Annotated in this window: 14 protein-coding genes; 4 read left to right on the top strand and 10 right to left on the bottom strand. The window is 41.7% G+C overall.

Annotated features, from left to right (window positions below; translation table 11 throughout):
• Positions 1-16: 16 nt before the first annotated feature.
• The 3 genes from G6554_RS20780 to G6554_RS20770 form a co-directional block, all read right to left on the bottom strand.
• Positions 17-1,531 (bottom strand): helix-turn-helix domain-containing protein, encoded by a 1,515-nt coding sequence (locus G6554_RS20780; RefSeq protein WP_166245381.1) that lies wholly within the window; start codon positions 1,529-1,531, stop codon positions 17-19.
• Positions 1,532-1,538: 7 nt separating this feature from the next.
• Positions 1,539-1,934, bottom strand: coding sequence for a hypothetical protein (locus G6554_RS20775; protein WP_166245379.1), 396 nt, complete (start codon positions 1,932-1,934; stop codon positions 1,539-1,541).
• Positions 1,935-2,072: 138 nt separating this feature from the next.
• Positions 2,073-2,654, bottom strand: coding sequence for a TerD family protein (locus G6554_RS20770; RefSeq protein WP_166245377.1), 582 nt, complete (start codon positions 2,652-2,654; stop codon positions 2,073-2,075).
• 326 nt (positions 2,655-2,980) lie between these two features.
• Between G6554_RS20770 and G6554_RS20765 the strand changes: the two genes are divergently transcribed.
• A complete protein-coding gene (locus G6554_RS20765; RefSeq protein ID WP_166245375.1) occupies positions 2,981-3,355 on the top strand; it encodes a nucleotide excision repair endonuclease in 375 nt (124 codons plus the stop codon).
• Positions 3,356-3,407: 52 nt separating this feature from the next.
• Here the strand turns inward: G6554_RS20765 and G6554_RS20760 are convergent, their stop codons facing one another.
• A complete protein-coding gene (locus tag G6554_RS20760; protein WP_166245373.1) occupies positions 3,408-4,436 on the bottom strand; it encodes an ATP-grasp domain-containing protein in 1,029 nt (342 codons plus the stop codon).
• Between the two features lie 218 nt (positions 4,437-4,654).
• On the bottom strand, positions 4,655-5,149 hold the full coding sequence (locus G6554_RS20755; RefSeq protein WP_166245371.1) for a flavodoxin domain-containing protein: 495 nt from the start codon (positions 5,147-5,149) through the stop codon (positions 4,655-4,657).
• A 204-nt stretch (positions 5,150-5,353) separates the two neighbouring features.
• Here G6554_RS20755 and G6554_RS20750 point away from each other — a divergent pair, with 204 nt between their 5' ends.
• Positions 5,354-7,429, top strand: a complete 2,076-nt coding sequence (locus G6554_RS20750; RefSeq protein WP_166245369.1) for a metallophosphoesterase family protein — start codon at positions 5,354-5,356, stop codon at positions 7,427-7,429.
• A gap of 3 nt (positions 7,430-7,432) precedes the next feature.
• Here G6554_RS20750 and G6554_RS20745 read toward each other — a convergent pair whose 3' ends face one another.
• Positions 7,433-8,368, bottom strand: a complete 936-nt coding sequence (locus G6554_RS20745) for an alpha/beta hydrolase (protein WP_166245367.1) — start codon at positions 8,366-8,368, stop codon at positions 7,433-7,435.
• A gap of 193 nt (positions 8,369-8,561) precedes the next feature.
• Here G6554_RS20745 and G6554_RS20740 point away from each other — a divergent pair, with 193 nt between their 5' ends.
• A complete protein-coding gene (locus G6554_RS20740; protein WP_166245365.1) occupies positions 8,562-9,869 on the top strand; it encodes an alkaline phosphatase family protein in 1,308 nt (435 codons plus the stop codon).
• 21 nt (positions 9,870-9,890) lie between these two features.
• A complete protein-coding gene (locus G6554_RS20735; protein ID WP_166245363.1) occupies positions 9,891-11,165 on the top strand; it encodes an MFS transporter in 1,275 nt (424 codons plus the stop codon).
• A 40-nt stretch (positions 11,166-11,205) separates the two neighbouring features.
• On the opposite strand, the gene copZ is transcribed toward G6554_RS20735, so the two are convergent.
• From copZ to G6554_RS20715, 4 genes are all read right to left on the bottom strand, one after another.
• Positions 11,206-11,412 (bottom strand): copper chaperone CopZ, encoded by a 207-nt coding sequence (gene copZ, locus G6554_RS20730; protein ID WP_166245361.1) that lies wholly within the window; start codon positions 11,410-11,412, stop codon positions 11,206-11,208.
• A 14-nt stretch (positions 11,413-11,426) separates the two neighbouring features.
• Positions 11,427-11,774, bottom strand: coding sequence for a metal-sensitive transcriptional regulator (locus tag G6554_RS20725; protein ID WP_166245359.1), 348 nt, complete (start codon positions 11,772-11,774; stop codon positions 11,427-11,429).
• A 109-nt stretch (positions 11,775-11,883) separates the two neighbouring features.
• Positions 11,884-12,360, bottom strand: coding sequence for a CBS domain-containing protein (locus tag G6554_RS20720; protein ID WP_242637836.1), 477 nt, complete (start codon positions 12,358-12,360; stop codon positions 11,884-11,886).
• A gap of 25 nt (positions 12,361-12,385) precedes the next feature.
• The gene (locus tag G6554_RS20715; protein ID WP_166245385.1) at positions 12,386-13,087 is read right to left on the bottom strand and encodes a GTP pyrophosphokinase; all 702 of its coding nucleotides are present in this window, start codon (positions 13,085-13,087) and stop codon (positions 12,386-12,388) included.
• Positions 13,088-13,095: the final 8 nt, after the last annotated feature.

Raw genomic sequence — 13,095 nt, 5'->3', positions numbered from 1 at the left:
AAAGAGAACAGTTACACTAAACTGTCCTCTTGTCACTTTTATTCCATTCCGGTTTTTGCAAGCGAAATTCCCTCGGGGTCATTCCAGTTAGTTCCTTAAACATTCGACTAAAATAATTAGCATTTTGGTACCCCGTTAACATGGAAATCTCTTTAATTGGTTTTCTTGTTTCGATTAATAATCGTTTGGCTTCCTTCATTCGGATCCCGGCCAGCACCTCGGTAAAACTTGACCCGGTTTTCGTAATGAGCAAATGACTAAAATAGGAGGGATTGCGATCGACAAATTGAGCAACATCTTCGAGTCTGAGTCGACTATTGGAAAAATTCGCCTTCATATACGATAGGCCCATTTCAATCGGATCCTGTTTCACGTTGTGCATGCTACTTTCAGCACCGACAAATATCTTTTGGCTAAATAAAATGAGGTTTTGCACTGTTCGATACAGAACCGTATCATATAAAATCGAGTTAAAAATAGTTCGGTAATCTTGTTCATAACTTGCATCGTCATTGAGATGGCAGGTTTTCATAAATCTTCTGACTTGTGCCAATATACTCGTTAACCGGATTCGGACTAATCCCGGATCCGGATAGGGATCAGATAAGTGAAGAAATTCAGCATAGAGCCACTTTTTTATTTTTTCCATATTGAGGTTTGTCAGCATATCGACCCATTCTCGTTGTTCAGGTGGTGTTAAAAATGGATCGATATGCCCCCATTCCGGTGAAAATTCTAATTCAACGACTTGCCGGTAGCCTTTATAATAGGTGAATTCCAGCATTTTCCTCGTTTGCAGGTATTTCTGATTAAGGCTTATCGCTGAGGAGTTCCCTTTATGTACAACAATCGCCAATGGATCGGAGTACTCTTCCTCCCACTTTCTCATTGCTTTTTGACATTGCTCCGTCATGTTACTACACGTTTCCTTGAATAAAAGCACCACCATATCGCTTAGCGCGAAAATGCCGTGGCTGTCTATAAATGGATATTCGGAAATAAAAGAATAGAGCGTCGGGACCATTTCAACACTTTCGGTCTGAAATGCCGCTATTTTAACCTGGTCTGTTGTTGCTTCCTGCTGTGAAAGGAATAATCCTTCATAAGAAATATCTTTATGTGAAGGCGAAAGGTGGAAGTCCGTGTTCTGAATTTTGGTGCTCAATCTTCGGGATGCTTTTTGGAAGGCCGATTTTACCTTTGTTGCTGAAAAAGGTTTAATCATTAAATCTAATGCTTGCATATCGATTGCCAGGCGAGCCTTTTCAAAGGTAGCTTCCGCACTTGATAGAAGGAGAATTGGATCATAAATGCGCATCAGGTCACGAAAACCAGACCATTCCTCTTTGCTAATCATGTCGAGCTCCAAAAGAACAATATCAGGGGATTCCTTTTCAAACCGAACAATAAATTCTTGATAGTTTGCTGCTAAAAAAATAGCCGAGACCGGAATGGAAGATGTTTTTAATAACCACTTTAACCCTTCCCGCTCATTCAAATCGCGATCAGCAATCAGCCATTTACCTTCCATATTGCTGTCACCCCTTTATCTGTGGTCGAGTGAACAGAATTGCCAGACCTAACCCGAAGATCGCAGCAAGAAGATATGTCGCCCCTATTGACTGTGCCAAGAATTTGATCATTCCACCGTAACGGTCATTCGCGATGCTTACCAGGAATCTCTGAAATACAGGTTGATAGAGTAAAAAATAGGGAATTAGAACGAGTGGAACCGCAAACCAATTCCGCCCGAGAAAATATTTCGTTAACAGAAAACTAATGACTGCAAATAAAATAGCAAATCCGTAAACAAATACATTTATGTACTGCAACGCTCGACTCGGTTGATCTAAAAAAGCTAAAACAGCTAAACAAATCATCCAAAAAAACGCCATCAAAATAGACACAACCTGCGACTTAACTAAATACTTCATAAACTTCACCTCAATGGTGCCTGACACCATAAACTGTACTACTACTATAATAATACGATAAAAGGACAAAGGGAATCCAGATTGAATCCCCCTTGTCCTTTTTATTGTCTAGCTCCAGGGTGCTTGCGCTTTTCTTGTTTAGCCTACGTTAAGCCCAAAGTCTGTAGCGATGCGGCCGAGCCCGCCTTGGTAGCCGGAGCCGACGGCTGAGAATTTCCATTCGCCGTTATGGCGATATAGCTCACCAACGATGATGGCTGTTTCGATGGAGAAATCCTCTCCAAGATCGTACCGAATGATTTCTTGATTTGTTTCTTCATTAACAATCCGGCAGAAGGCATTGGATACCTGTCCAAAGTTCTGACCACGAGCCTCTCCATCATGAATTGTAATCACAAATGAGATTCTCTCCACTTGCGCAGGAACTGCGGACAAATTAACTTTCACTTGCTCATCGTCACCGTCGCCTTCACCCGTACGGTTATCACCTGTATGTACTACGGAACCATTTCCGCCCTCAAGCTGGTTATAGAAAACAAAATCTTTTTCCGATTCACACTTTCCACTGGCATTCAATAGAAAAATGCTGGCATCCAAATCGAAATCGCTCCCGCCGTCATAACGATTCGTATCCCAACCAAGTCCAACCACCACTTTGGATAACCCGGGATTTGTTTTCGTTAAGTCTACCTTTTGACCTTTAGATAATGAAATTGCCATATTAACACCCTTCCCTATCTTTTAATTATTCTTACTATCCAAATAATAGATAGCTACTACCATCGTACACTCATACCATGTAAAATTCACGTGAGTTGCTGTTTTGAAACCCAAAAGTTCCAATACCTTCCTTAATTGTACAAAAGCTAGACTTAATTTGCCACCATTTTAAAGATTAAAATACGATATAACCTTATTTAGTCAGGTTTTGAACTGCAAAATTTGGGCAAATTATGAGTATTAACCTAAATTGGCAACCTATGCTATAATGAACTGTTAGCAAAACGGGATCAGCCGTTTATTTTAAGCAAGGAGCGATTCTTTTTATGATAAAAATTGAAATACCAAATCCAGATGTTGTTATTACGAAAAAGAGACAAGTAGGGGAACCAGTTGAATCCGTACTAAGCAGTGTATACGGTTTTACCGATTACAATAGAATTCCTCGGGATAAAGGCGGAATTATCTTATTTTTCAATGCCAATGACGATTTACTTTTTGTCGGAAAAGCTAGGAAATTGAGACCACGCGTGAAGCGCCATTTTGAAGATACCGTATCTCCCATCAAAGCCCATCGCGATGAGGTCAATAAAATTGCGGTAATCGTGGTAGATGAGCCGATGGAAAGAGAAATCTATGAAACCTACATTATTAATACCCTTCAGGCTAAATATAATATCGACAAAGTCTTCTATAAATAAGGTATAAGGAAAAGAGCAGTTTTCAATCGATGAAAACTCGCTCTTTTTTACTTTATTTAATATCTCCATACTTTAAAATCATTTCTTTTTCAATATGACTAGCGCGAATGCCAAATTGCGGCTGCTGCCTTCCCACTTCTTCACCCAATAATATTTTTATTGCCAGATACGGCAGGTTTATGCCGGAAAGACAGCTAACATGCATCCCACCGCTCATGCGCGGATTGATTTCAAGCAGCTTCGGCACACCGTTGTTGTATTTTACCTGGATATTGAATACATACGGCAATTTATACTCCTGATGGAATCTGTGGGCGAGTTGGATGAGTTCAAGACTTTCCACCAGCTCCCTAACCCGGCCGTCCCCCTTCATTCGGGGAATCGCAGCAAATAATTCATCCTCTGAAGAAACGCAGTCGATACTATATTCCCTGCCTTCTAAATACTCGAGCACCATTAAATCGGGAAACGTTTCCTGTTGACTTAAGATCTCACAGGCATAGTTATACGGAATCCGATAGCCAATCCCCTGTTGGAATAGCTGGGGAATGGATTCAATTTTGTCCTTAATTACCCGAAAACCATTTGCCCCCTCACCGATAACGGGTTTGAAACAAACTTCATGCCCTTTTTCCTTAAGTGAAGCATAGGCCTTTTTAAAATCCTCACTATTATTTACCACATAATAATCGGGGATGGAAAAGATCGGCTTCCCATTTGCAAGGGTTTGATAGGCGGCGGCTTTATTGTCCATCGTTTCCATTAGGACAGCATCCGGGCACACGAGAACGTTCACACCCATTGCACTGAAATCTGCCAGCCGTTTCGATATCAACACATTTTCTTTCCGAGGGATAAAAATATTGATCTGGTGCTTTCTGCAAAAGTCCAGGCAAAATTCAATATAGTCATTCCCGGAAATATCCGGCTCGACATAGGCGAAATCACAATTTTGTAAATACAATGCATCTTTATTTGGATGCGTTCCATAGATGATAAATTTTCGCTGGTCCTCATTGTCACGAATCATGTCTATATAATGCGAAACCGTGGTAAACCATCGATTAAACCAAATCTTCATGTGAAACCTCTTTCATGTTGTAGTTATATAAGACCTTTTCCATTATGGGCTAACATCATAAAATTTATAATCAAAATCCCTGATAATGATAAAGAGCAATGCAAGTAGTATTTACTGCCGCTTTATAAAAAAATAAAAACGCTCCTGCCAAAGCAGAAACGTTGATTGTGGAAATGAGTTCCTTAAAATACTCGCCTTTTATCTCACCAGATCGACACCTAAACAAAGCTTTTAACATGATTCAAGCGAGAAGCAAACTCCATAATGGCTTCTATATCCAATTTTGTTTGGTCGGACATGACCCCGTCTACCTTTTTCACTACTTGTCTTTCAAAAAAGTTCATTTTAGACACGATAAATTCTCCGCCGAACAGGCCCATGGCAACGGAATTCTTACGCAAATCCTGGGGAAAGGCATGATTAAACTGTTCAATGGCTGTCTCACCATCACGCATACAAACCAGAAAAAGACCTAATTCCTTCTCTAAGAGTTCATCATGATGCGTTTGGATAAACTTTTTAATTTTCCTTTGAATCTGCCCGGCGTGAATCGAGCCGCCAATGATGACCCGATCAAAATCCTTTAGATCAAAAAGCGTTTTCTCCCTTTTTAAATCGACCGATAAAACGCCTCCCTCAAGATTCTCACATAATAATCCAACCGCTTTCTCGGTAGTCCCATGGGATGAGCAATAAACAATTAAACTATTCACGTCCAATTCCCCCTTCCTTTACTCCATTATAAATCCCGCAACAAACAGCAACTGCGTTAATATTGGCAATATTATTACAAATAAACAGTTTCTTACACCATTTCCACCCTTTGCATCAATTAAAAGTCCTACAGCTTATTAATGGTGTCAGGCACCATTTGCAAGGAATACAATGTAGAAATGAGGAAAAGCGAGGTGGTGTTCATGGGTTTAATAGAGTTTCCGTTTATTCTCTCTGGGCCGATTGTTCGACGGGTTGAGCCTGGAAGGGTGTTTATTTGGATTGCTACTAGCGGGATATGCGCTATTGAGGCAGCCTTTTATCAAGTCACGAAAACGAGCAGCAACCAGAAATTTGATTATCAACTACTGAGTACCAGTAGTGAACCTCAAACAGTAAGAGTCGGAAAACAGCTATTTATCCACCTAATAAAAGTTGTCCCCTTGAACGGAGATTTTCCGACGGATACGTTAATTGGATATAACCTGCAATTTACAACCAGTTCGGTGCAGCATGATTTCCAAAGCCTCCACTTACTTTCCCCAGATCATCGGCAGTCCATCGTTTACGGGAAGCTAAAATACCCCACCTTTCAAATAAAAAGTGGGAACAGTCCGAGCAATATTCTCTATGGTTCCTGCCGAAAACTCCATGGTGAAGGAGAAGATACTCTTTCCCGCGCAGATGCCATTCTGGCTCAGGAATATGAAACAACTTGGAAGCGACCAGATTCCCTCTTTCTAATGGGCGATCAAATCTATGCCGATGATGTTGCCGATCCCCTTATTCTAGCTATTTCAACCCTCAGCCATGACTTAATGGGTCAAAGGGAACCATTGCACCAACTGGAAAGTCGCCTCAAACAAACACCATTCACAACCACACTTCATCAAATCAACGGCAGACAATTTATCATGGAAAACCTGGCCCAATTTACCTCCGGTCACGCCCAAAACCACCTTATCGAGTTTGGCGAATTTGCTGCTATGTATTTATTGTCCTGGAATCCCGAGCTTTGGGCTGCAGCGCAGACCCATCAATTATTTGAATCCTTTGATGGTGCTTTGGAGAAAAATCTGCTCCATTTTACCTTTCCAAATGAAGAAAAGGTTAAGAAACAACATAAAACGGAACGAACGAAATTAAAAATGCGTTTCCACGATCAACAGGAAGCCATCATCACCTTTCATGAATCCCTTTATAAGGTTCGAAGGCTGCTCGCGAACATCCCAACGTACATGATCTTTGATGACCATGACGTCACCGATGATTGGAATATCACAGGTAATTGGAAAAGAAACGTCCGTAGATCGCCATTAGGCAGCCATGTGACAGCCAATGGCATCGCAGCCTATTGGGCGTTCCAAGGCTGGGGGAATGACCCTGATTCATTTGATGCTGATTTTATTGAAACAATGGCGTCCTATTATAAAAACCTTAGAAAAGGAACCCACCATTCCACAACATACGAAAAATGGCTGCAGCAATTATGGAATTTTAGTTCCTGGCATTTTATTGCTCCCACACATCCTAAAGCTGTATTTCTTGACACTCGGACACAACGGGAATACCGTTCCGAACCAAAGCGGGTGCAATTTGGTCATACCATGAAGGAAACAGAAGGCTGCCCACAGCTCATCAACAAAATGAGCTGGGCACGCATCACCCAAAAGCTACAACAAAGCGACTGGAAAGCTGGGAGTCCCGTCATCGTCGTATCCGCCACACCTGTTTATGGCATGGGTCTAATTGAATCCTTTCTACACAATTACGTCTATCCATTTCAAGTTATTGGCGTAGAAGTGCAAACCTCATTTGATTTCGAGGCATGGAAATATAACGGGGAAGGGTTCACGCACTTTCTGCACCAGACTGCCAAGTGGAGCCCATCGCAATGCATCATTCTTTCTGGTGACGTTCATTACGCCTCGGCGGTCAAAGCCACTGTCACATTTTCAGATGGAGGAATGCTTCCGATTCAACAATTTACAAGCAGCCCTATAAAAAATATGAGTTTCAGTGGTGTTTGGGGGCTCTTAATGAAAATGGTTATTAATATCAACTCTATCAGTAGGAAAAAGAATGATATTTACCGTGTTTGTGACCCATCATATACCATCACCCATCTCGAAAAAGAAAATGTCCATGATGCCACGTATTTATGGAAGGATCAATTACGATACCAACGATTAAAAAAAGAATCCATCATCGAAACCAATAATAATATCGGCCTCATTACCATTTTGAATAACGACATCCAACATATCTTACTCAAGTGAAGGTCAGCTACCAGACCTTCCCTTTTCAAAGGTGTTTCGAACAAAATTCCCGATTTCCCAAATTGCTTTCTTGGCTTCTGGTAAGGCATCCCCGCCAATTTGCCATACATGCCACATTCCCTGCCAAACTTTCATCCTGACTGGGACACCTGCTTTCCTGGCCCGAGCTGCCAGTGTTTCAGCATCACTTTGCAAAATTTCATGGTTGCCGGCCTGGATGAATAAGGGCGGCAATCCTGAAAGGTCAGCATAAACAGGTGAGATAAGCGGGTGGTCAGGGGCTTCTTTTCCGGCATACATACGGACAGCTTCCCTAACCGCTTTCAAACTTAAATAGGGATCAAGCCCTTCATTTTTCCGATAGCTTTCCCCACTGCTGGTTAAATCCACCCACGGTGAGAGCAATACAATTGCAGCCGGCAGCGGCTCGTTCTGATCCCGTAACACCAAGGCCGTTGCAATCGATAACCCTCCACCCGCGGAATCACCGGCAAATATAATATTTGCTGGATCGTAACCCTGATGCAGCAGCCAGCGATACACGGCAACGGCATCTTCAATGGCAGCCGGGAATGGATGTTCCGGGGCAAGACGATACTCCGGGAACAACACCTTCACACCAGATGCCTTGCCAATTCTTGCCGCAAGCGGCCGATGAGTATTGGCTGAGCAAAGCGCATAACCACCACCGTGTAAATATAAAATGACCTTATCCGCCAATAGGCTGTTGAGTCCGGAAGTAATCCACTCGGCATACAATCCCTCGATTTCCAGTGGGGTAACCTGACAGTTCTTAGGAAGCTTTCCCAGTCTCCTTGCGGCAGCATCAAGCATTTGCCGCTTTTCATCCATCCCCTTTCCCTTTACACCCTTTCGCAATGTCCTCTTTACCGAAAGCTTTATTGCTTTTTCAAAAAAGTAACTTTGAAAACTTGGCATGATGTCTTCCCCTCTTTTTCTCCAATTATTGCTAATTTCATTATACTAGATAAACCTCGTTCGCCAATCCAGAATTCGGTTTTTTCTGGCAAACGTTCAAAAATTTTGTAAATATTCTGTAACAATTCTTCCATTTCCTATTTCATATAGTACAATTATCTTAACCAGAACATGTCAAAGCCGGAGGTTATCCATGACTCGACTTACCGATCATTTAATCATCATTTCATTTGATTGCCTTTCAGCATTAGACTATCCGATTTTAACAGACTTACCCCACTTTCAAACGATCTTAAAAAATGGCGCATATGTGGAAAATGTCGAAACAATCTACCCCTCGGTCACCTATCCCTGTCATGCCACAATTGTGACGGGAAATTATCCAAACCGGCACGGAGTCATTAATAATACCCTCCTGCAGCCTGGAAGACCGTCACCTGATTGGAATTGGTATCGTCATTGCATCCATGGAACGACCCTATACGATGAAGCAAAGCAAGCAAATCTGACCACAGCAGCCCTATTATGGCCGGTTACCGGCAAAGCTGGCATCGACTACAATATGCCGGAAATTTTCGCAAACCGCCCATGGCAAAACCAAATTCTAGTTTCACTTATGAAAGGGACACCCAGCTTTCAATTGGATCTCAACAAAAGATTCGGGCATATTCGCAATGGTCTGAATCAGCCTGAATTGGACAACTTCGTTTTAGAATCAACCGTCCATACGATTAAAACAAAGAAACCAAATTTGGTTATGGTCCACTTTACTGATTTAGATACCCAGCGCCACTACCATGGCTTTTCATCCACTGAAGCCGTCGCTGCCATTCACCGACATAACCAGCGACTCGGCAGAATCTTGGACGCTCTCCATGAAAGCGGTATCTATGAAAATTCCACAGTGGTGGCCCTTGGCGATCATAGCGCGCTTGATGAAAATAAAGTGATTAACCTAAACGTCCTTTTCTATAACAAAAAGCTTATCACCACAAACCCTAAAGGGAGAGTAATGAATTGGCAGACTTATTGTAAAAGTTGTGATGGCTCCGCATATATTTACATTAATGACAAACAAGACTCAGCAACCATTCAGGAAGTGAAACAACTGCTAGATTCATTGCTTGATGATCCAGCGTCGGGCATTGAACAAGTACTTACAGGCGAACAAGCAGCGGCAAAAGGCGCAGATGGTTCGTGTGCCTTTATGCTTGAAGCTAAGCGTGGGTATTACTTTTCAGAAGCCATGGAGGGGGAGTATATCCAGTCATTTTCCCGTGAGGATGCAGCATCCAATAAAAAGTATACGTTAGCCTGTCATGGCTACTCACCGGAAAAAGAACAGTATGGCACGATTTTCATGGCGGCTGGCAAAGGCATTAACCAAACCACCCTGCCTTCCATCCGTCTCATTGATGAAGGCCCAACATTCGCCAGGCTTCTGGGTGTCAGCTTAGGAAACACCGATGGAATAGTTATAGAAGAAATGTTGACGATATAAGCCTTTAAAGGGGGAACTTGAATGAGTAGGATGTCGAAGCAAGAAAAGAGCTGGGTATTCTATGATTGGGCAAACTCTGCCTATTCGATTCTTATCACCACAGCCGTTTTTCCATTGTATTTTAAAGCGGCAGCAAACGAGGCAGGACTTGCTGCATCTACATCCACGGCCTACTGGGGGTATGCCAATTCCTTTGCCACACTGCTCATTTCCCTTTGTGCACCTATTTTGGGCAGCATAGCGGATTTTAGGGGCTTTAAAAAGCGATTCTTCACCTTTTTCTTTGCCCTTGGTATTATTTTTACCTTTTTACTCGCAGTTGTACCAAGCAGCCAATGGCTGATTCTATTAATCTGTTACATGGTGACCGTCATCGGTTTTGGGGGAACGAACATTTTCTATGATGCCTTCCTTGTCGATGTAACATCGGAAGAGCGGATGAATCAGATCTCATCGAAGGGATTTGCGATGGGTTACATTGGAAGTACCATCCCTTTCATTCTTGGCATTGCCCTTATTATTTTATCACAGCAAAGCATGATTCCAATTTCTGTTTCTGTCGCAAGCCAGGCTGCTTTTGCGATTACCGCCCTCTGGTGGGGATTATTCACCATTCCGATGCTAAAAAATGTCAAGCAGATCTATTATAAAGAACGAGTCCCAAATCCAATTCGAAATGGTTTTAAACAGCTTTTTGAAACCTTTAAAAAGATTCGGCTTTACCGCCCATTGTTTCTCTTTTTACTAGCCTATTTCTTTTACATTGATGGGGTGAATACCATCATCACCATGTCAACGGCATACGGATCAGATTTGGGCATCACTTCTACTAACCTTTTGATTATTCTATTTGCTACACAGGTAGTGGCTGCACCCTTCGCGATTATTTATGGAAAGCTTGCCGATAAATTTAAAGGCAAAACGATGCTGCTCGTTGGAATATTTATCTATATTGTCATCTGTACCTATGCCTATTTTTTAAAAACGACTCTAGATTTCTGGATCTTGGCGATGCTTGTGGCCTCCTCTCAAGGCGGGATTCAGGCACTGAGTCGATCCTACTTCGCAAGGCTTGTGCCAAAAGAAAGTGCAAATGAGTTCTTTGGTTTCTATAGTATCTTTTATAAATTTGCGGCCATCTTGGGGCCCTTCCTGGTTGGATTTACGGCCCAAATGACAGGCAATACCAATAGCGGCGTATTCAGTCTGATCGTTTTGTTCATCATTGGCGGCTTGATTCTCCTCCGCGTACCGGAAACAACGAATATTTCAACAACAAACACGTTATCACAATAAGCATTGAAAGAGCTCACCATACAGGTGAGCTCTCTCCGCATTATTTTACATCGTAGCCTTGGTCATCGATCGTTTCTTTAATCGTGCTAAGTGATACAACCTTTGCGTCAAATTCAACATCCACTAGGCCTTTATCGAGCTTAACAGAGACCTTTTTCACACCTGAAAGCTCACCAACACTGCCTTCCACCGCTTTTACGCAATGACCGCAAGACATCCCACTAACATGTAACGTAACATGTTCCATGATCGATTCCTCCCTTATTTTTTCATTAATTTTTGAATGGTGACAAGAACTTCGTCTAAGACCTCGTAATCGCCATCCTGAATCCTCTCGACCACGCAGCTCTTCATATGACCTTCAAGCAAAATTTTCGCAACGCTATTTAACGCCGATTGGGTGGCAGAAATTTGATTGATAACATCATCACAGTAGGTATCTTTTTCGATTAAGCCCTTAATGCCACGGATTTGACCCTCAATCCGGTTCAGCCTTGTTACCAGATTATTTTTCACTTTATCCGAATGATGACTCTTTCGTTGATCGCCATCATGTGAACAGCATGTATCATCGAGCAGTTCCTCTTCCTTCCTGTTATCCAAGGACATTCAACCCCTTCCATTTTAACTTATTTTATCATACCCCCGTATAGTAAAGCGATGAACCCTTTATAAAAAGTAAACCCACCACATGTCAAGCATATGATAGGTTTTATGTTTATTCCATATTTTGAACAATCGTTTGCTGGATATTGCGAATGACATCGCCGCGGCTAATGACACCAACCACATGATTTTGCTCGTCTACTACTGGAAGCTTCTTAAAGTGGTGTTTGGATAAAAGCTCCACAACGTTTTTCATGTCGTCCTCAGGACGGACGCTGAAGATTCCATGCGTTTTAGCAATCATCCTAATTTCCCTATTGGCCAATTCCTTTAGGCGATTGTTCATATCCTCTTTGGCAACATACGTGATAAAACTGAAATAATCCGGGATTCGGCGATCAATTGGTTTAATGGCCCGCAGGATGTCTCCATCTGTTACCATTCCCACTAACGTTCCATCTTTCTTAATAATCGGTACGCCGCCGATTTTTTTCTCTACAAACAAAGCCATTACATCTTTTATCGAACTTTCTGGGTTTACTGAAATAACATCTTTCACCATAAATTCTCTAACTTTCATGATGTTCATCACTTTCCTTCGTATAGGATGGGTTTTATTTTTTCAAAAAGTTGTCTATAAATGAACGTTTAAAATGGTCGTTAGGTATTAGTTGCTCTTCCATTTCATGGTCTGCTTGTTTGATCACAGCAATTTCCTTATGGAGACGTTCCATCTTCCGATCAAGCTGTGCCGCCATCACCGCTGCATCCTTGAGTTCCTCAATCATATGGTTGGGGACTTCTTTATTGTATTTGTAATAAATCTTGTGTTCTAAGCTTGCCCAAAAATCCATCGCGATGGTCCGAATTTGTACCTCGACATAGGTCAATTCCTCCCGGTCGGACATAAAGATCGGAATCTCCAAAATTAAATGAAGACTTTGGTAACCATTTGGTTTTGGATTTTGAATGTAATCCTTATAATCGACAACCCGGACGTCTTTTTGATTGGAAATCATTTTCGCCATCTCATAAATATCGGAAATAAACGAACAAGTAATTCGAATTCCTGCGATATCCTTCACATTTTCTTTTATCGATGCTAATGATAAATCGTATCCTTTTCGATACACTTTTTTCAAAATACTTTCCGGCGATTTTAAGCGAGATTTTACATGTTCTATTGGATTATAATCATGAATATAATTAAACTCATCTTTTAAGATATTAATTTTCGTATTGATTTCGTCCAAGGCAAACTTATAGGCCATCATAAACCTTGTTAATTCTACTTTGAGTGATTTTAGTTCTTTCATGTCAAAAA

Source organism: Bacillus sp. MM2020_4 (assembly GCF_011250555.1).
Taxonomy (GTDB): Bacteria; Bacillota; Bacilli; order Bacillales; family Cytobacillaceae; genus Neobacillus.
The sequence above is the reverse complement of the archived record's forward strand: the minus strand, read 5'-3'. Positions and strand labels throughout refer to the sequence as shown.

Excerpts from the sequence above, each read along its gene's own strand:
- G6554_RS20770 (WP_166245377.1), bottom strand. The coding sequence starts at position 2,654 with ATGGCAATTTCATTATCTAAAGGTCAAAAGGTAGACTTAACGAAAACA.
- G6554_RS20750 (WP_166245369.1), top strand. The coding sequence starts at position 5,354 with ATGGGTTTAATAGAGTTTCCGTTTATTCTCTCTGGGCCGATTGTTCGA.
- G6554_RS20735 (WP_166245363.1), top strand. The coding sequence starts at position 9,891 with ATGAGTAGGATGTCGAAGCAAGAAAAGAGCTGGGTATTCTATGATTGG.
- G6554_RS20780 (WP_166245381.1), bottom strand. The coding sequence starts at position 1,531 with ATGGAAGGTAAATGGCTGATTGCTGATCGCGATTTGAATGAGCGGGAA.
- G6554_RS20745 (WP_166245367.1), bottom strand. The coding sequence starts at position 8,368 with ATGCCAAGTTTTCAAAGTTACTTTTTTGAAAAAGCAATAAAGCTTTCG.
- G6554_RS20765 (WP_166245375.1), top strand. The coding sequence starts at position 2,981 with ATGATAAAAATTGAAATACCAAATCCAGATGTTGTTATTACGAAAAAG.
- G6554_RS20720 (WP_242637836.1), bottom strand. The coding sequence starts at position 12,360 with ATGAACATCATGAAAGTTAGAGAATTTATGGTGAAAGATGTTATTTCA.
- G6554_RS20725 (WP_166245359.1), bottom strand. The coding sequence starts at position 11,774 with ATGTCCTTGGATAACAGGAAGGAAGAGGAACTGCTCGATGATACATGC.
- G6554_RS20760 (WP_166245373.1), bottom strand. The coding sequence starts at position 4,436 with ATGAAGATTTGGTTTAATCGATGGTTTACCACGGTTTCGCATTATATA.
- copZ (WP_166245361.1), bottom strand. The coding sequence starts at position 11,412 with ATGGAACATGTTACGTTACATGTTAGTGGGATGTCTTGCGGTCATTGC.
- G6554_RS20740 (WP_166245365.1), top strand. The coding sequence starts at position 8,562 with ATGACTCGACTTACCGATCATTTAATCATCATTTCATTTGATTGCCTT.
- G6554_RS20775 (WP_166245379.1), bottom strand. The coding sequence starts at position 1,934 with ATGAAGTATTTAGTTAAGTCGCAGGTTGTGTCTATTTTGATGGCGTTT.
- G6554_RS20715 (WP_166245385.1), bottom strand. The coding sequence starts at position 13,087 with ATGAAAGAACTAAAATCACTCAAAGTAGAATTAACAAGGTTTATGATG.